The organism is Kitasatospora purpeofusca (assembly GCF_000718025.1).
Taxonomy (GTDB): domain Bacteria; phylum Actinomycetota; class Actinomycetes; order Streptomycetales; family Streptomycetaceae; genus Kitasatospora; species Kitasatospora purpeofusca.
The window spans coordinates 175,304-192,949 of record NZ_JODS01000001.1; the positions used below are offsets into that span (position 1 = coordinate 175,304).

General features: G+C 72.0%; 14 protein-coding genes. 7 read left to right on the plus strand and 7 right to left on the minus strand.

The annotated features are described in order from the left end of the window. The first annotated feature begins 79 nt into the window (after positions 1–79). The gene (locus IF01_RS0100840) at positions 80–6,286 is read left to right on the plus strand and encodes a DNRLRE domain-containing protein (protein WP_051754793.1); all 6,207 of its coding nucleotides are present in this window, start codon (positions 80–82) and stop codon (positions 6,284–6,286) included. A 183-nt stretch (positions 6,287–6,469) separates the two neighbouring features. On the opposite strand, the gene nicT is transcribed toward IF01_RS0100840, so the two are convergent. Beyond that, positions 6,470–7,573 (minus strand): Nickel transporter NicT, encoded by a 1,104-nt coding sequence (nicT, locus tag IF01_RS0100845; protein ID WP_030391233.1) that lies wholly within the window; start codon positions 7,571–7,573, stop codon positions 6,470–6,472. Positions 7,574–7,858: 285 nt separating this feature from the next. Here nicT and IF01_RS0100850 point away from each other — a divergent pair, with 285 nt between their 5' ends. The 4 genes from IF01_RS0100850 (at position 7,859) to IF01_RS0100865 (ending at position 11,747) form a co-directional block, all read left to right on the plus strand. After that, entirely contained in the window at positions 7,859–8,791 is a 933-nt protein-coding gene (locus IF01_RS0100850) for a hypothetical protein (protein ID WP_030391234.1), read from the plus strand. Between the two features lie 198 nt (positions 8,792–8,989). Next, complete coding sequence (locus IF01_RS0100855) at positions 8,990–10,873, plus strand: CocE/NonD family hydrolase (protein ID WP_051754794.1); 1,884 nt, start codon at positions 8,990–8,992, stop codon at positions 10,871–10,873. A gap of 41 nt (positions 10,874–10,914) precedes the next feature. Beyond that, the gene (locus IF01_RS0100860) at positions 10,915–11,397 is read left to right on the plus strand and encodes a hypothetical protein (protein ID WP_037778602.1); all 483 of its coding nucleotides are present in this window, start codon (positions 10,915–10,917) and stop codon (positions 11,395–11,397) included. Next, positions 11,394–11,747, plus strand: a complete 354-nt coding sequence (locus IF01_RS0100865; RefSeq protein ID WP_030391237.1) for a hypothetical protein — start codon at positions 11,394–11,396, stop codon at positions 11,745–11,747. The genes IF01_RS0100860 and IF01_RS0100865 overlap by 4 nt, the downstream gene beginning before the upstream one ends. Positions 11,748–11,762: 15 nt before the next feature. Here the strand turns inward: IF01_RS0100865 and IF01_RS0100870 are convergent, their stop codons facing one another. The 6 genes from IF01_RS0100870 to IF01_RS0100895 form a co-directional block, all read right to left on the minus strand. Continuing rightward, positions 11,763–12,740 carry a phosphotransferase gene (locus tag IF01_RS0100870; RefSeq protein ID WP_030391238.1) on the minus strand — a complete coding sequence of 326 codons (978 nt, stop codon included), beginning with the start codon at positions 12,738–12,740 and terminating at the stop codon, positions 11,763–11,765. A 75-nt stretch (positions 12,741–12,815) separates the two neighbouring features. Continuing rightward, positions 12,816–14,165, minus strand: coding sequence for a hypothetical protein (locus IF01_RS0100875; protein ID WP_030391239.1), 1,350 nt, complete (start codon positions 14,163–14,165; stop codon positions 12,816–12,818). Continuing rightward, positions 14,155–14,679, minus strand: coding sequence for a SigE family RNA polymerase sigma factor (locus IF01_RS0100880; RefSeq protein ID WP_030391240.1), 525 nt, complete (start codon positions 14,677–14,679; stop codon positions 14,155–14,157). Before IF01_RS0100880 ends, IF01_RS0100875 begins: the two co-directional genes overlap by 11 nt. A gap of 898 nt (positions 14,680–15,577) precedes the next feature. Then, positions 15,578–15,712, minus strand: coding sequence for a hypothetical protein (locus tag IF01_RS50815; protein WP_255360253.1), 135 nt, complete (start codon positions 15,710–15,712; stop codon positions 15,578–15,580). Continuing rightward, positions 15,709–15,942: a hypothetical protein gene (locus IF01_RS0100890; protein WP_030391241.1), complete on the minus strand. Its 234-nt coding sequence runs from the start codon at positions 15,940–15,942 to the stop codon at positions 15,709–15,711. The genes IF01_RS50815 and IF01_RS0100890 overlap by 4 nt, the downstream gene beginning before the upstream one ends. Beyond that, a complete protein-coding gene (locus IF01_RS0100895; protein WP_051741938.1) occupies positions 15,939–16,313 on the minus strand; it encodes an ATP-binding protein in 375 nt (124 codons plus the stop codon). Before IF01_RS0100895 ends, IF01_RS0100890 begins: the two co-directional genes overlap by 4 nt. Before the next feature lie 257 nt (positions 16,314–16,570). On the opposite strand from IF01_RS0100895, the gene IF01_RS0100900 reads away from it, so the two are divergent. Together IF01_RS0100900 and IF01_RS0100905 are read left to right on the plus strand one after the other, a co-directional pair. Further along, positions 16,571–17,419 carry a helix-turn-helix domain-containing protein gene (locus IF01_RS0100900; RefSeq protein ID WP_030391243.1) on the plus strand — a complete coding sequence of 283 codons (849 nt, stop codon included), beginning with the start codon at positions 16,571–16,573 and terminating at the stop codon, positions 17,417–17,419. Beyond that, positions 17,416–17,646 (plus strand): DUF397 domain-containing protein, encoded by a 231-nt coding sequence (locus tag IF01_RS0100905; RefSeq protein ID WP_037778603.1) that lies wholly within the window; start codon positions 17,416–17,418, stop codon positions 17,644–17,646. The genes IF01_RS0100900 and IF01_RS0100905 overlap by 4 nt, the downstream gene beginning before the upstream one ends.

The window sequence follows — 17,646 nt, forward strand, 5'->3', positions numbered from 1 at the left end:
CCCGGGCCCGCACGGCCGTGCCCGAACGCGGACGCGTGTCGCCGTCGAACCCCCTCACCACAGATCGTCGAGGAGCTCCATGTCACAGCCGACCGGCACGCCACCCCGGCACCGCGCCGGGAACACCGTGCCAGCCGCCCCCGCGGCACGCCGCCGCAACGGCGTCCTGCGCAACACCGCCGTCGCTCTCGCCGTCGTACTCGCCACCCAGGCCGCCGTCGTCGTCATGACGACCGGCCAGGCCGTCGCGGTCACCCCCGAGGCCCCCGCACCCAAGCCCGGCAAGGCCCTCGGCCCGGCCGAGGCCAAGGACATCGCCACCGCCCACCTCAAGGCCCGGCTGGAGAACCGCCGGATCGAGGTGACCGACGAACGCGGCGAGTCCACCACCACCTGGATCAACCCGGACGGCACCACCACCCTGGACCTCGCCACCGGCCCCGTCCGCTTCAAGGACAAGGACGGCACCCTGCGGCCGATCGACGTGAACCTGGCCCAGCAGGCCGACGGTTCGGTCAAGGCCAAGGGCCACCCGCTCGGCCTCTCGCTGGCCGGTGCCACCGCGCCCGCCGCCGCGTCGAAGTTCAAGGCCGCCGGCGCCCCGGCCGGCGACCAGCAGGCCCCGGCCGTCCCCCTGGTCTCGCTGGACAACGGCAACGGCACCAGCATGTCGCTGTCCTGGCGCGGCACCCTCCCGGCCCCCGTCCTCGACGGCACCAGGGCCCGGTACCGGGACGCGCTCACCGCGACCGACCTGATCGTCGAGTCCACCCGGACCGGCTTCGAGCAGTTCCTGGAGCTCAAGGACCGCAGCGCGGTCGGCGCCAACGGCACCGTCACCATGACCCTGGACGCGGCCGGCCTGCGGGCCCGCCACAACGCGGACAACTCGGTCTCCTTCCTCGACCCGGCGACCGGCGAGGAGAAGGGCCAGCTGCCCGCCCCGGTGATGTGGGACGCCAAGGTCGACGAGCGCAGCGGCGACCACACCCGCACCGCCCCGGTGGGTCTGAAGGTCACCCAGAACGGCAACGCCGTCGACCTGACGCTCACGCCGGACGCCGCCTTCCTCAACGACCCGGCGACCACGTACCCGGTCACCGTCGACCCGGCGGTCAACATCGGCGTCGGCTTCGACACCTTCGTCCAGCAGGGCTACGCCACCGACGTCTCCGCGCAGACCGAACTCAAGCTGGGCAACAACGGCTCCGGCCAGATCGCCCGCTCCTTCCTGCAGTTCCCGATGGCGAAGATCAGCGGGAAGCAGATCACCAGCGGCAAGCTCAACCTGTGGAACTTCCACAGCTGGTCCTGCACCGCCAAGGGCTGGGACGTCTGGGACACCGGCAGCGCCACCACCGCCACCCGGTGGACCGCGCAGCCCGGCTGGAACCGCAAGTGGGCCACCTCCACCTCCACCAAGGGCTACTCCAGCTCCTGCAACGACGGCTGGGTCAACCAGGACATCACCTCGCTGGTGCAGGCCTGGGCCGGCAACGGCAACGCCAACAACACCCTGGGCATCCGCGCCACCGACGAGAGCGACCCGTACGGCTGGAAGAAGTTCAACTCCGGCAACGCGTCCGCCAACACGCCCTACCTGTCGGTGACGTACAACACCCCGCCGGCCGTCTCCACCCTGCTCGCCCCGGCCAACGGCGCGCTCACAGGCGACGCCACCCCGACCCTGTCCGCCAAGGCGACCGACCCCGACGGCGGCAACGTCCTGCTCGACTTCGAGGTCTGGACCGCCAACGGCACCGCCGCGCTGCAGTCCGGCCACACCGCCTACGCGGCCTCCGGCTCCACCTTCACCTGGACCCCCGGCACCGCGCTGCCCGCCGGCGCCTACAAGTGGCGCTCCCGCTCCTGGGACGGCACCGCCAACAGCGCCTGGTCCGCGTTCCGCACCTTCACCGTGGACACCACCGCGCCCGGCGCCACCACGATCGCCTCCGGGGACTTCCCGGCCGGCCAGTGGGCGGGCACCCCGGACGCCAACGGCGACTACAGCGGCACCTTCACCCTCACCCCGCCGGCCACCGACGTGAAGGACGTCCAGTACAAGCTGGACGGCGGCACCTGGGTCACCGCCGCGACCACCGGCGCCCCGGTCACCGCGAAGCTGACCTTCAAGGCCGGCGCCCACACCGTCACCGCGCACAGCCGGGACGCCGCGGGCAACGTCTCCGCCGACCGCACGTACACCTTCTACGCCGGCAAGGGCTCCGCCCTGGTCGCCCCCGGCGCGGGCGAGCGCCCGGCCCGCCGCACCTCGCTGCAGGCCGAGGGCAACAGCACCTACACCGGCGTGCGCTACCAGTACCGCCGCGGCGAGACGGACGCCTGGAAGGACGTCCCGACCGCCAACGTCACCACCACCGGCGGCCAGCCGGTCACCGCCTGGCCGTTCGCCGCCCCCGGCGGCAAGCCGGCCGCGCTGACCTGGAACATCACCGACACCCTGACCGAGAACGGCCCGGTCGACGTCCGCGCGGTCTTCACCGACGGCACCGCCACCGACGCCACCGAGCCCAACACCGTCACGGTGGACCGCAACGCCGGCACCGCCCCGGAGACCAAGGTCGGCCCCGGCGAGGTGAACACCCTCACCGGTGACCTGAACCTGTCCGCCACCGACGCCGAGGCCTTCGGCCTGCACGCCGAGCGCTCCTTCTCCTCCCGCCGGCCCACCAACGGCTCGGCCCAGGAGGGCCAGGCGGCGATCTTCGGCCCGCAGTGGAGCTCCGGCACCACCGCCGAGATCACCGACGCCGACTACTCCTACGTCCGGAAGACCTCGGCGACCTCCCTCTCGGTGGTCTCCGCCGACGGCTCCGAGACCGGCTTCACGGCCACCGGCGCGGGCGGCTGGAAGCCCGAGCCCGGCGCCGAGAACCTCACCCTGACCGGCGGCTTCACCGGGGCCTTCACCCTGAAGGACACCGAGGGCACCACGGTCGCCTTCACCAAGGTCGACCCGGCCGCCACCACCTGGCAGGCCACCTCCTCCTCGCTGCCCAGCGACAACTCCACCACCTCGGTGGTCCCGGAGAAGGTCGTCTCCGGCGGCAAGACCCTGGCCCGGCCGAAGTACGTGGTCGCGCCCACCTCGGCGACCGCCTCCGTCGACTGCGCCGCCGCGCCCGCCACGGCCGGCTGCCGGGTCCTGGAGTACGTCTACGCCGACGCCACCACCGCCACCGCGTCCGCCCTCGGCGACGTGACCGGCCAGGTGAAGCAGATCCGCCTCTGGTCCACCGACCCGGGCGCCTCCGCCGCCACCCCCGTCGTCGTCTCGCAGTACGCGTACGACGAGCAGGGCCGGCTGCGCGAGGTCTGGGACCCGCGCACCGGGACGGCGCAGAAGACCGCGTACGGCTACGACACGGCCGGCCGGGTCACCAGTGTGACCGAGCCCGGCGAGCTGCCGTGGACCCTGGAGTACGGCAAGGCCGGCAACGCGGCCACCGCCGGCGAGGGCATGCTGCTGGCCGCCTCCCGGCCCACCCTGAAGCAGGGCAGCAAGGACGTCACCGACGGCACCGCGACCACCTCGGTGGTCTACGACGTCCCGCTGAGCGGCGCCAACGCGCCCTACCCGCTGGCACCGTCCGACGTCGCGGCCTGGGGCCAGACCGACGCCCCGACCGACGCCACCGCCGTGCTGCCGCCCGACGCCGTCCCGTCGACCCACGACGGCAAGGCGCTCGGCACCGCCGCGTACAACCGGGCCTCGGTGACCTACACCAACGCCTCCGGCCGCGAGGTCAACACCGCCACCCCCGGCGGCGGCATCACCACCACCGAGTACAACGCCTTCGGCAGCCAGGTGCGGACCCTCTCCGCGGAGAACCGCGTCCTCGCCCTGGCCACCACCGGTGACGGCCTCAACAAGCTGCGCGCCCTCGGCATCGCCGGCCGCTCCACCGCGGACCGCGCCCAGGTGCTCTCCTCGACCTCGGTCCACTCGGCCGACGGCAAGCGGCTGCTCGAACAGTTCGACCCGCTGCAGCTGGTCACCCTTGAGCACGACCTCGCCGCCTCCGGCAGCTCCCCGGCGCTCACCGCCGGTGCCGAGGTCGCGGCCCGCGCCCACACCGTGAGCGGCTACGACGAGGGCCGCCCGGTCAACGCCGCCGTCAGCGACAAGGCCACCTCGGTGACCACCGGCGCCCGGATCGACGGCTACGCCGCCGACGCCGACACCCGGAAGACCGCCACCGGCTACGACTGGGCCCAGGGCCTGCCCACCCAGTCGGTCCAGGACCCGGCCGGCCTGAAGATCACCACCGCCACCGGCTACGACGCCAGCGGCCGGGTGACCTCGCAGAGCCGCCCGAACTCCACCGGCTCCGACGCGGCCACCACGGTGACCTCGTACTACGGTCCGACCGGCACCGGCGCCTGCGCCGGCCACCCGGAGTGGGCCGACCTGGTCTGCTCGATCGCCCCGGCCGCCCAGGTCACCGGCGGCGGCAGCAACCCGGCCCAGCTGCCCACGAAGACCTTCCAGTACGACCGCTGGGGCAACGTCTCGGTGCTCACCGAGACCGCCAACGGCGTCACCCGCACCACCACCCGCAGCTACGACGCGGCCGGCCGTCCGGTGAGGATCTCGGTCAGCGGCGGCACCGGCACCGCCGTCGCGGACACCGTGCTCGGCTACGACCCGGCCACCGGTGAGCTCGCCACCATCGACAACGGCCGGGCCACCATCACCCAGGGCTACGACAGGCTCGGCCGCCAGGTCTCCTACGACGACGGCGCCGGCAACGTCACCACCACCGAGTACGACCGGCTCGACCGCGTGGTGAAGAAGTCCGACTCGGTGCCGTCCACCGTCAGCTACGGCTACGACACCGCCAAGGACCCGCGCGGCCTGCCCACCTCGCTGACCGACTCGGTCGCGGGCACCTTCACCGCCACCTACGACGTCGAGGGCCGGCTGGTCACCCAGACCATGCCGGGCGGCAACACCCTGACCAACAGCTACGACAGCCGGGGCATCCAGACCGGCAAGACCTACACCAACCAGGCGGGCACCGTCCTGCTGGCCGACAACGCCGACCACACCGTCCACGGACAGCAGGCCGGCCGCACCCAGTCCGACGGCAACAGCACCACCAGCAGCTACACCTACGACTCCACCGGCCGCCTGACCAGGGCCGCCGACAGCACCGGCCTGGCCTGCGCGACCCGGACCTACACGTTCGACCGGAGCAGCAACCGGACCAACCGCACCACCGTCACCGACGACTGCGACCCGGCCACCCAGGACGCCGTCACCAAGGCCGAGAACCACGGCTACGACACCGCCGACCGCCTCACCGACGCGGGCTACGCGTACGACGCCTACGGCCGCACCACCGCCCTGCCGAAGGGCACCCAGCTGGGCTACTACGTCAACGACCTGGTGCGCACCGAGACCCTCGGCGACACCCGGAAGACCTGGGACCTGGACGCCTCCGGCCGCCTCGCGGTGAGCACCACGGAGACCAGGGGCACCGACGGCACCTGGGCCGCCACCGCCCAGGACACCAAGCACTTCGACGGCGGCACCGACAGCCCGTCCTGGTCCAAGGACGCGGCGGGCAAGCTCACCCGCAACGTGCTGGACCTGACCGGCCAGCTCACGGCCGCCACCGGCACCGACGGCGGCGCGGTCCTGCTGCTGACCAACCTGCACGGCGACGTCTCGGTCCAGATGTCGCCCGACGGCACCCAGGACCTCGCCGTCTACCACTACGACGAGTACGGCAACGTCGTCGACGCCACCGGCTCGACCGAGTACGGCTGGCTCGGCGGGGCGCAGCGCGAGGGCGACAGCCTCTCCGGCCTCACCCTGATGGGCGTCCGGCTGTACGACCCGTCCACCGGCCGGTTCCTGCAGACCGACCCGGTCCTGGAGGGCTCGCCGAACGCCTACGGCTACCCGGTCGACCCGATCACCATGGACGACCTGACCGGCATGTCCTGGCGCAAGAAGTGGGTCGCCTACTTCAGCCGGGCCGAGGGCAACACCATCGGCGTCCTGCTCTACGTCTCCGGCAAGATCAGCCAGGGCATCTCGAAGATCCTGCGGAAGCTCCCGCACTGGGCCGCCCGGGCCGCCGGCTACGTGCTGTGGGCGCTGGCCTACCTGATGAAGAAGGTGGGCAAGCAGTTCATCAAGGCCGCCAACAAGCGGGGCAGCCACGGGGTGCGGTTCACCTTCGGGATCTGGCGCTCCAGCCACTGGTGGGTGCCGGACCGTCCGATCTACCGGGTGGACCCGCGGTACTGAGCCGGACCGCTCGGCGGGTACCCGCGTGGAACCTCTGACCGGGGCTCCTGCGTTGTGACATCGGAAGACAGGTAAGGCCGGGCCCCGGAGGTTCTCCCCCGGGGCCCGGCCGCTTCCCGTTCGCGCGCTGCGGGCGCTGCCGGCGCTACTGCTCGCGCTGTTCCCGCGCCTCGCCGCGTTCGGCTACTCGCCCTTGTCGGCGGCCGCGGCGGCGAGTCCGGCGGACCACTTCTCCTCGACGTTGCCGAGCTTCCAGTAGGCGATCGCCGCCGCCCAGGTCAGCACGAACAGGCCGACGATGGCGTAGCCGACGAGGTTGAGGTCCAGCTCGCCGATCCAGGCGACCGGGCCGCTGCCGATGTCCAGCTTCTCGCCGAGCAGCCCGATCAGCTCGATCGAGCCGATGACCAGGGCCACCAGCACCGAGAGCCCGGTGACGGTCAGGTTGTAGTAGATCTTGCGGACCGGCTTGGAGAACGCCCACTCGTAGGCGAAGTTCATGAACGAGCCGTCGATGGTGTCCAGCAGGCTCATCCCGGCCGCGAACAGGACCGGCAGCACCAGCAGCGCGTACCAGGGCAGCTGGAACGCCGCCGCGCCGCCGGCCAGCACCAGCAGCGACACCTCGGTGGCGGTGTCGAAGCCCAGGCCGAACAGCAGCCCCACCGGGTACATGTGCCAGGGCTTGGTGACGGCCCTGGTCACCCGGCCGAGGATGCGGTTCATGAAGCCGCGCTTCTCCAGCTGGGCCTCCAGCTCGGCCTCGTCGTACTCGCCCTCGCGCATCCGCCGGAAGACCTTGAGGATGCCGTTGAACGCGCCCAGGTTGATCAGGCCGAGCGCCAGCAGGAAGGTGCCGGAGACGGTGACGCCGATCAGGCCGGTCGTCTCGTGCAGGGTGGAGCCGTCCTCCTCGACCTGGCCCGCCAGCGAGCGGATGCCGAGGGCGAGCAGGGCGCAGAGGCCGAAGACGATCGACGAGTGGCCCAGCGAGAACCAGAAGCCGACCGACAGCGGGCGCTTGCCCTGGCCCATCAGCTTGCGGGTGGTGTTGTCGATGGCGGCGATGTGGTCGGCGTCGAAGGCGTGCCGCATGCCGAGCGTGTACGCGGTGAGCCCCATGCCGGCGCCGAAGACCTGGCCGCCGACGTCGTAGTGCTGGGGCGCGATGACCGCGAGCAGGGTGAACCAGCCGATCACGTGCAGCGCGAGGATGAAGCCGCCCATACCTGCCAGGCGGATCCACTCCTCACGGGTGAGCCGGTCGCGCCAGCGGGGGCTGGTCATCGGGGGTCCTTTCGTGGGGCCGTAGCGGCTCCGGGACGCCGGAGCTGGGCCATCTTTCCTTCTGGTCGTAATTAGTTGCAAGTCATGCGCAATTACGACCTGGTTACCAGGTGGCGGACGAACAGGACGCCCCCGGACATGTCGCCGGGCCTTCCACCGGAGGGGCCCTGACAGAGATGGTCATGAACCGTACAAGCAGCCGTAACCCGACGCTCCCGGAAGACGCCGTTCTACGCGCGGATACTCGGTCGTCCCGCACCCCAACCCCTTCCGGAGGGACGGCACATGATGCTCCGTCGAAGCACGCTCGCGCTGGCCGCGTCCGCCCTGCTCGCCACCGGCCCGCTCGCGCTCACCGCCCCCGCCCCGGCCGCCGCCGCGACCTCGGCACTCCCCCACCGCGTCCTGTTCGACAACAGCAAGGGCGAGACCGCCGGCAACGCGGACTGGATCATCTCCACCGCCCAGCCCGACCCGCGCACCCAGAACGCCAACCCCACCACCGAGAAGAGCTGGACCGGCGCCCTCTCCGCCTGGGGCGTCGCCCTCCAGAAGACCGGCCAGTACAGCCTGAAGACCCTCCCGTCCGGCTCCACCATCAGCTACGGCACCGGCGCCGCGCTCGACCTGGCCAACTTCGACACCTTCGTGATCCCCGAGCCGAACATCCGCTTCTCCGCGGCGGAGAAGTCCGCGATCATCCGTTTCGTGCAGAACGGCGGCGGGCTGTTCCTCATCTCCGACCACGACCGGAGCGACCGCAACAACGACGGCTGGGACTCCCCGGCGATCATCAACGACCTGTTCACCAACAACGGTGTGAACAACAACGACCCGTTCGGCTTCTCGGTCGACATCAAGAACATCTCCACCGACAACCCGCGCGCCGTCAACGACGCCACCGACCCGGTGCTGCACGGCCCCTTCGGCACCGTCACCGGCTCGATCCTGCGCTCCGGCACCACCTTCACCCTCAAGCCGGCCGACAACCCCCAGGTCAAGGGCATCGTCTACCGCACCGGCTCGTCCGGGAACGCCGGCGCCTTCTTCGTCACCAGCGGCTACGGCAGCGGCCGGGTCGCCGCCTGGGGCGACAGCTCCCCCGCCGACGACGGCACCGGGCAGTCCGGCAACAACCTGTTCAACGGCTGGGACGACCCGGCCGGCACCAACGCCGCCCTCGCCCTCAACGCCACCGCCTGGCTGAGCAAGGCCTGAGGCCGCCCCGCTCCGGGGTGTCCCGCCCGCCACTTCCCGGAGCACTCCGCCCGCCGCGCGCCCGGCCCGTCCGCCGGGCGCGCGGTTCCCCCGCCGGGCACGCTCCGCCAGGCCTGCGGCCCCTCCCACCGGGCGGGCGTCCGCTTCCTCCCCTACTGTCGGAATGATCCGCACCGACGGGACCCGATGGGAGCGGCCATGCCCTCGTACCCGCACCGCACCACCCGCGAGGACCTGCGCGTCCCCCTCCCCGACGGCACCGAGCTGTACGCCCGCCTCTGGCGCCCCGCGACCGACGCGCCCGTCCCCGTCGTCCTGGAGTACTCCGCCGGCCGCCTCACCGACTGGACCGCCACCGAGGACGCCCGCCGCCACCCCTGGTTCGCCGGCCACGGCCACGCCGCCGTCCGGGTCGACGCCCGGGGCCACGGCAACTCCGCCGGCCTGCCGCCCACCGCCGCCTCCGCCGACCTGCTCGTCGAGGACGGCGCCGCAGTCGTCCGGTGGCTCGCCGGCCGCCCCTGGTGCAACGGACGGATCGGCCTGCTCGGCACCGGCCCGGCCGGGGCCCTCGCCCTGCGCATCGCCGCCCGCGTCCCGGACACCGTGCGTGCCGTCGTCACCGCCTGCCCCGACGGCCCGCACCGCCTCGGCGGCGCCGTCCTCGCCGCCGACGGCCACACCCGCGCCACCGCCCACCTCGCCGACGCCGCCCGCCCACCGGACCCGCTCTACGTCGGCGACGACTGGCGCGCCCTGTGGCTGGCCCGGCTCGACGCCCTCGAACCCCCGCTCGCCGACTGGCTGGACGCCCCCGCCGCCCCCGCGCCGGCCGCCGCCGTCCCCACCCTCGCCGTCGCCGGCTGGTCCGACCCGTCCGCCGCGGCGGTGCTCGCGCTCGCCGAACGGTCCACCGCCGCCACCCCCGTCCGCGCCGTCCTCGGCCCCTGGCCGCACGGACTCCCCGACGAACTCCTCCCCGAGGCCCTGCGCTGGTTCGACCACTGGCTGCGCGACGTCGACACCGGCGCCCCCGCCGCCCCCGCCCTGCGCAGCTGGCTCGGCACCCGCTGGTCCGCCGACGACCCCTGGCCGTCCCCCGGCGTCCGCCAGGTCGGCTACGGCCTCGACGGCCCGCTGCGCGCCGCCGGCACCGCCTCCGAGGACCGCTGGGTGCGCGTCCGCTCCCCCCAGCACACCGGACTCAACGCCGGCTCCTACGTCCCGCACGGCCGCCCCGCCGACCGGCCGCCGGACCAGCGCGAGGAGGACGGCCGCTCGGTCTGCTTCGACTCCCGGCCGCTGCCCGAACCGCTGGAACTGCACGGCTCCCCGACCCTGACCCTGCACCCGGACCCGCTGAGCGGCGGCGCCCTGGTCGCCGCCCGCCTCTGCACCGTCGCCCCGGACGGCACCTCGACCCTGCTCACCCGCGGTGTCCTCACCCTCCCGGCCGACCCCGTCGACCCCGCCGCCCCCGACCCGGTGCTCGCACTCGCCCCGGTCGGCGCCACCGTCCCGCCCGGCCACCGGCTGCGGCTCACCCTCTCCTCCACCTACTGGCCCTGGCTGTGGCCCGACGCCGACCCCGACGGCTTCGCCGTCGACCCCTCCCGCTCCACCCTCACCCTCCCCGTCCACGACCCGGCCACCAGCACCGACGCGGCCCCCTTCCGCTCCCCCACCCTCCCCCTGCCACCCCCGCTGCACCTCACCGAACCGCTCACCGCCCGCCCCGAACGCGTCACCGTCCACGACATCGGCCGCCGCGAATGGCGCACCGAACTCTCCCCCGCCACCGACGGCACCCGCACCCACCCCGACGGCCTGGTACGCGCCGAGCACACCGTCACCGCCTACCGCGTCCTCACCGCCACCCCCCTCAGCGCCCAGGCCCGCACCGACCGCACCCTCCGCCTCGAACGCCCCGCGCTGGGCTGGGACATCACCGTCCACACCCGCACCGAACTCCGTTGCGACGCCACCCACCTGCACGCCCACACCCAGCTCCGGGCGGAGGAGGCCGGCAACGTGGTGTTCGCGAAGGAGTGGCACCAGCGGATCCGGCGCGACGGCGGCTGATTCGACCCCGTCGGGCAGACATCCAAGCTACTGTGGATGTCATGACTGCGGCCTACGAGGAGATCCCGTTCAGCGAGCTGCTCCACCGGCCCGCTGCCACCACCAGCAGACTCGACGCTGTCCGCGCGCTCCGGCTCCGCCGCCGCGACGCCGGCGACCTCGCGCTGATGCGGGTCGACCAGCTGGAACAGGACAGCACCGTCATCGACTTCACCTCTCGGCTGCTCGGCGGACTGGTCCGGACCGGCAATACCGCCGCGCTCCGGGCCGCCCTGCCCGACGCCCTGCCCTGGGTGACATTCCTCCCCGCGGAGGACGTGGACCTGCTCATCGGGGAGCTGGTGGACGTGGCCCGCGGCGCGGTGTCGCTGGACAACCTCGCCCCGATCGCCGTGCTGCTCACACAGTGGCGCCACACCGCCGAGGTCCACGCCGACCCCGCCCTGTACGCCGCCCTGACCCAGGAGCCCGAGGGCGACCTCGGCCCCGCGCCCCTCCCGGGGCTCCCCGGGGAATCCGGGTGAGCCCCAAGCGCGGCGAGCGCGCCGCACCCCCTTCGGTCGGGGACGAGTACGACCTCCGGTTCGCCAACTCCGCTGCTGCCGAAGGATGGGAGCACCTGGCCCGTCACGCACCGACCGGACTCCGCCGCGCCTACGACCGCATCCGCGCCGCTCCGCGGGCCATCGACAACCCGGCCCGGCACCACCGGCTGCAGGGCAGGCTCGCAACCGCCGTATTCAAGGGCCGCGAACTGGAGCGGTGGCAGTACGAGGTCACCGGTGGCGGACGCATCTGGTACCCGGTCGACACCGAGAACAGCATCGCCTGGATCGTCCACGCCGGCCCGGGCCACCCCAAGGAAACAGACTGACGCCGTCCAGTTCCCTCACTCCACCAGGGTCAGCGCCGCCGCCAGGTTGTACTCGGCGATCTCCCGCATCGCGGCGCGGTGCGGGAAGTCGCCGTCGAGGAGGCGCAGCGGTCCGGCGACCAGGGACAGGCGGATCGCCAGCCCGTAGAGGTCCAGACGGTGCCGGTCCAGCCCTTCGGTGCCGCCCAGGCTCGGGTACTGGTCGCCGAAGCGGATCCGCAGGAAGACGTGCTCCCACTCGACGTCGAAGTGCATCAGCCCCTCGATGTCGATCAGCACCGGTTCGCCCGCCGCGTCCACCAGGACGTGGTCCGGGCCGAGTTCGCCGTGCACCAGTCCGTAACCGCCGTCGCGAGGAGCGACGGCCGCCGCGCGGGTGTGCAGGCCGTCCTCCAGGCGCCCCCGGGCGGCCGCGATCCGGTCGTCCCGGCCGGCCGCCTCCGCGAGGTCGGCGAACGCCCGCTCCAGCACCAGCTGGCCCGGTGAACTCCCCTTCGACACACCGCCGTTGTCCAGCAGCGCGAGCTTCCCCCAGTCGGGCGCGCGGTGCCCGGCCAGCACCCGAAGGGTGTCGGCGAGCCGCGCCAGCACCGGCGCCGCGGCCCGCGGGTCCCGCTCCAGCAGCGCCTCCAAACTCTCCCCGCCCGACCCGGTCACGTCCTCGACCACCGCGACGTCCGCCGGGAACCGGGTGCGGCTCCCGTCCAGCAGGTGCACCCGCGGCGTCCGGACCCCGAGCGCGGTCAGCCGTCGGTGCGCCGCCGCGAACAGCGCGACCCCGGAGGCGTGCGCCAACGGGTCGGCGTCGTCGGCCGGTTCGTCCGCGCTCGGCCAGTGGTTCTCGGCCGCGCTCCACACGTACGCGACCGCCGTGCCGCCGTCCTCGAACAGCAGCCGGTGGACACCCTTCTTGCTGCCCCCGCGCAGCCGCTCCGTCCCGGCCAGCCTCCGCCCTCCGCCGAACGCCTCGCGCGCCAACCCGGTCAGGTCCATTGCCGTTCCCCCTTGTCCTGCCGCTCCCCCCGTGCGGAGCGGCAGGACAGCATAGGGGAGGGGTCGGGGGACGGGTCACCTGCGCCAGTCGGGCGCCATGACCATGGCCCTCAGCTGCTCGACCGATAGGGCGGGTTGACCCGGACGGGGCGAAAGCTCGTCCTCGCCGTTCCCTTCACTGATCAGGATGTTCCGCCCGTCCGGGTAGTACACCCACGCCACCCAGTGCAGGAGCGGGTCGACGGCGCTCTTGCCGTTGCCGAACTGGTTCATGACGACCAACGTGCCGTCGGGCAGCTTCTGCCTGACCTCCAGCGGCGTCGGCGTGCTCTCCTCGGCCCCCTTCTTGAACTCGATTCCGCGAGCCCCGGCCGGCTCCACATGGATGGTCAGCCTGCTGGTCCGGCCCTCGTACTCGACCGTCACGGCGCCGTTCTCCGCGTCCCGTCCCACCTCCTTCGCGCCGGTGGGCAGCAGCCCGGCCAGCACCGCGGCCAGCTCCGGCAGCGAATCCCCGGGTGCGGGAGAGGCGATGCCGGGGGACGGCGGGACGGTCACGGGGGACGGCGGGGCGGTGGACGCGGTGGGCGTCGACGGCGGGGCGGTGGGTGTGGCGGCCGTCGAGGACGACTGCGCCGGCCCGGACACCTCGGGCGCGTTCGGGTTCGCCGGTATCTCCGCGACCACCCTCCCCCACTCCGGCGCGGTCACCACGGCGGCGAGCTGTGCCGCGTCCAGCGGCGGCAGCTCCCTGGTCGGGTTCGCCTGGTTCCCGTTGAACTCGACCAGCCTGATCACCGTGCCGTCCGGCCTCGCATAGATGCCCCGCCACTCGCGCTGGCCGGTGAACGTGGCGTCCCGGGCCTTGTCGATCACCAGCACCGACCCGTCCGGCCGAACGGTGCGGTCGCAGGAATCCTTCGGCCTCACCGCCGGGTCGATGCAGACGGCGGCCCACTCGGGCCTCTGCGTTCCGCGTTCGACGAAGTAGTGGATCGAGCTGACGCCCTTGCCGTCGTCGAAGTTGAACAGTCCCAGTGCCAGGTGCGGGTCACTCGACGGGCCCGCATTGCCCGGTGTCGACGCGGTCGCGTCCGTCACGGCGCCCGGCGGGAGGAGACCGGCCACCAGTCGCACCACTTCGTCACCGGTCATCGGCGGTTCCACGGCCGGACCGAACATGCCCAGGCCCGGACCTCCGGTGAACGCCCCCACACTGCCGACCGCCAGCACAGCGATCGCCGCACCGCCCGCCACCGCGGCCCGCCGCCGGTTGCGCCGGCGTCGCCCGAGGCGCTCGGCCCCGGCGGCCAGGGCGAACAGCCGCTCGTCGGGCGCCAGGGTGGCGGCCACGCGCAGCTCCCGGGCGAACCGCTCCTCGAACCCGGTCCCCAGGTTGCTCTCGAAGTCGCTCTCAACCGGCATGACGCAGCACCTCCTTGTCCATGAACGCCGCCCCGAGCTTGTCCCGCATCCGGGCCAGCGCCCGGCTGCTGCGCGAACGGACGGCGACGCTGCTCAGCCGCATCGCCGCCGCCGTCTCCTCCACACTGCGGTCCTCCCAGTAGCGCAACACCAGCACCGCCCGGTCCTGGGGCGGCAGTTCACCGAGCGCCCGGAGGAGGGTGAGCCGCAGGGCAGGGTCCGGATCGGCGACCGCGACGTCCGGCAGCACATCGGTGACCCGCTCGGTGCTGCTGCGCCGACGGCGGTGCGAGAGGAAGGTGTTGACCAGGATTGCTTGCGCGTAGCCGCTGGGATTGTCCATGCGCGAGATCCGACGCCACTTCACGAAGACCCGGCCGAGGGCCTCTTGGACGAGGTCCTCGGCGAGGTGCGCGTCACCACCGGTGAGGAGGAACGCCGTCCGCAGCAGATGGCGCCCCCGCGACGCCACGAAGGCCGGAAAGTCGGGCGGCGCCCCCTGTATTTGCTCCATGCCCTATTAACGCGATCACGCGGCAGTCTTGTGGCACCGGGTTTCCGGCGGCCGCGACGGGTCGAGGCCGCCGGGTCAGCCCGAGGGCTCGGGGAACGAACGCCTCGACCACGGGGGCTCACGTTCGACCCAGCGCTCCCTCCCCTTCGGCGAAGGGGAGGGAGCGCTGAACCTCATGTCGATACCGCGTGCGCCGGGAGAGCTGAGACAGGTCGTGCCGGTGGTCTTGCGACCGACCCCGCGCGTGCGGGGAGCAGTCCCCAGAGGTGCGGTGGCTGGTGAGGGGACCGGGACCAACCCCGCGCTTGCGGGGAGCAGTTGTCTACAACCACACCGGGCAGCCCGAGCCGGGGAGCAACCCCGCGCGTGCGGGGAGCAGCAACCGAGATCAGCGAGATGCTGACCCGCAACGGGACCAACCCCGCGCGTGCGGGGAGCAGACGGGGGTGCCGTCCGGCGCGGTGTGCCCGTAGGGACCAACCCCGCGCGTACGGGGAGCAGTACCGAAGATCGCGGCTTTCCGGGCCGCGCTGGGGACCAACCCCGCGCGTACGGGGAGCAGAGTTCGTGACCTGCCCCTTCAGGCAGCGGAGAAGCCAGTGCTTGCAACTTCTCGAAATTCGGACATCTGATGCATCTCCACCATCACTACCCCAGAAGCCCTGAGGATCAACCGGAGCCTACTCCTCGCCCAACCCCGACCTCAGGCCGACGATGTGAAACCAGGCCGAGTACCCCTGCCCGATTCGACCCCTCCACCTAACGGTCCTCCGGCCAACGTGGTCGCGCAGTGGCCTCGCGGCAACCGCCTTCCGCCAACCGACTCCCACCTGCCGGTCATAAGGTGCCGAGACCGTCCGACGCCTGCCCTCGAACGGCCTTGGTCGGCGCGGCGGCGTCAGTCCGACAACTCGTCGTCCTCCGGCCGCCCGGGCATCCGCAGGACCAGGCGGACGCCGAGCACGACGGTCGCCAGGGCGAGGAGGGCGAGGAAGGAGAGCGCGATCCCGACGAGCAGCCGAGTCGCGGTCACGGCCGGTCCTTCAGCAGGGCGAGGAGGTTGAGGAGGGTGGCGGTCGGGGCGTTGCCGAACCGGACCAGCACCCGGCCGTCGACCACGCCCTCCGTGGTGGCGGAGGGCCAGACGATGCCCAGGGCCTTTCCACGCTCGTGGAGTTCGAGCAGGAGAGCTTCCACCTCGACCTCGGAGTACGTACGGACGCGCGGGTCGTGGGGCTCGATCGGCCCGTCGGCGGCGCTCACGCGGCGGCGTCCAGTTCGAACCAGACGGACTTCCCGGACCTGCGCGGGTCCGCCCCGAAGCGGTCGGTGAGCGAGCGGACGAGGTGCAGGCCGCGCCCGGAGAGCGCGTACGACTCGGCCGCGTCCGCCGCTCTCTGCTCGGGCAGCTTCGAGCACCCGTCCGCGACCGACACCCGGAGCACCCCCTCCAGGAGCACAACGACGACCAGCGGAGCCGGCGACCCCCCGTGCTTCCAGGCATTGACGAACAGTTCACAGAGCGCCAACTCGGCGTCGTCGGCCGTGCCACCGGGCCACCCGGCGCGCACGAGCACCTCGCGCAACTCCTCGCGGGCGACGGACCAGTCGGGGGGCAGGGGAAGCGTGGACATACGGAGACCTCCGTAGGGGCGAATGAGTCTCTGACGGCGAACCCCAGCAGCACATTTGCGCAATCGACGCCTACGCAGAGCACTCGGTTCGCTACGCTCAGCATGTCGCCCATGCGGCATGGAGCGCAACTCATTCGCCACAACTCGCATCTATGCATATCGAACCTGAATTCGGCTGCCTAGACTGCCTGTTGCCGGTAGCGCGGATGCCCACAACGCGGGCAGACTGGTCAACTGACAGCTCAGGAGGGGTCCATATGGCGGTCTCGACCGTTCGTCGACGGAGGCTTGGCGGCGAACTGCGGAAGCTACGGGAGCAGCGCAAGCTCACAGCGGAAGTGGTCGCCGAAGCCACCGGGATGAGTCAGCCCAAACTGACCCGGATCGAGACCGCCCACACCGCAGCCAAGATCGAGGATGTCAACAAACTCCTCGACTTCTACGGCTGTGACGACCAGGACTTCCGCGCCGGTCTCATCGCCATCACCAAGGACGGCAGTAAGCGCGGCTGGTGGCTGAGCTACCGCGATGTCATCAACGCCACCGCGAACGACTTGATCCTCCTGGAGACCGACGCATCGACCTACAAGACCTACGAACCGGCCTTCATCCCGGGTCTTTTCCAAACGCCGGAGTACGCCCGCATCGTCATTGAGCGGCTTCGCGTTCGGTCCGGCGGTACTGTCGACGACCTGGTTCAGGTTCGGATGGCCCGCCAGCACATCCTGACCCGCCCGAATCCGGTTCAGGTGTGGGCGGTCATCCATGAAGCCGCGCTCTGCGCGAACGCCAACCGCCCGGACATCATGGCGCCGCAGCTCGACCGCCTCTTGACTCTGAGTCGGCTTGCGAACGTCAATATCCAGGTCATGCCCACAGGTGCAGCTATTCACCCAGGGATGAGCGGTGCGATGGCACTCATGGGCTTCCCTCAGCGTCAGGACCTCGATGTGGTGCTCGTCGAAGGTCTGATGAGCAGCCTCTGGGTCGAGGAACCTGCCGATGTGGAGTTGTATCGGGGCAAGTTCCAGGCGATCACGGCAGAGGCCCTGCCCGTCGACTCGTCGCTCGACTTCATCACCGCACAGAGAGACAAAATCAAGTGACCCATCCCTCCCCCGACGCTTCCACCTCCGGGCCGATCTTCAGGAAGTCGAGCTACAGCGGCGGCGATGACAACTGCGTTGAGGTCGCCGCGCTACCGGGCGTCCCAGCAGCCTTCTTCCGTGATTCCAAGGAGCGCTCGGGACCTTCACTCTCGTTCACGGCCGAGGCCCACACCTCCTTCATCACCGCAGTCGCCAACGGCGAGTTCGACTTCGACCTCTTCTAA

What these genes read in the sequence shown, in the direction of transcription:
- IF01_RS0100860 (WP_037778602.1), top strand. Translation starts at nt 10,915, where the DNA reads ATGACTGCGGCCTACGAGGAGATCCCGTTCAGCGAGCTGCTCCACCGG.
- nicT (WP_030391233.1), bottom strand. Translation starts at nt 7,573, where the DNA reads ATGACCAGCCCCCGCTGGCGCGACCGGCTCACCCGTGAGGAGTGGATC.
- IF01_RS0100880 (WP_030391240.1), bottom strand. Translation starts at nt 14,679, where the DNA reads ATGGAGCAAATACAGGGGGCGCCGCCCGACTTTCCGGCCTTCGTGGCG.
- IF01_RS0100875 (WP_030391239.1), bottom strand. Translation starts at nt 14,165, where the DNA reads ATGCCGGTTGAGAGCGACTTCGAGAGCAACCTGGGGACCGGGTTCGAG.
- IF01_RS0100850 (WP_030391234.1), top strand. Translation starts at nt 7,859, where the DNA reads ATGATGCTCCGTCGAAGCACGCTCGCGCTGGCCGCGTCCGCCCTGCTC.
- IF01_RS0100870 (WP_030391238.1), bottom strand. Translation starts at nt 12,740, where the DNA reads ATGGACCTGACCGGGTTGGCGCGCGAGGCGTTCGGCGGAGGGCGGAGG.
- IF01_RS0100895 (WP_051741938.1), bottom strand. Translation starts at nt 16,313, where the DNA reads ATGTCCACGCTTCCCCTGCCCCCCGACTGGTCCGTCGCCCGCGAGGAG.
- IF01_RS0100900 (WP_030391243.1), top strand. Translation starts at nt 16,571, where the DNA reads ATGGCGGTCTCGACCGTTCGTCGACGGAGGCTTGGCGGCGAACTGCGG.
- IF01_RS0100855 (WP_051754794.1), top strand. Translation starts at nt 8,990, where the DNA reads ATGCCCTCGTACCCGCACCGCACCACCCGCGAGGACCTGCGCGTCCCC.
- IF01_RS0100840 (WP_051754793.1), top strand. Translation starts at nt 80, where the DNA reads ATGTCACAGCCGACCGGCACGCCACCCCGGCACCGCGCCGGGAACACC.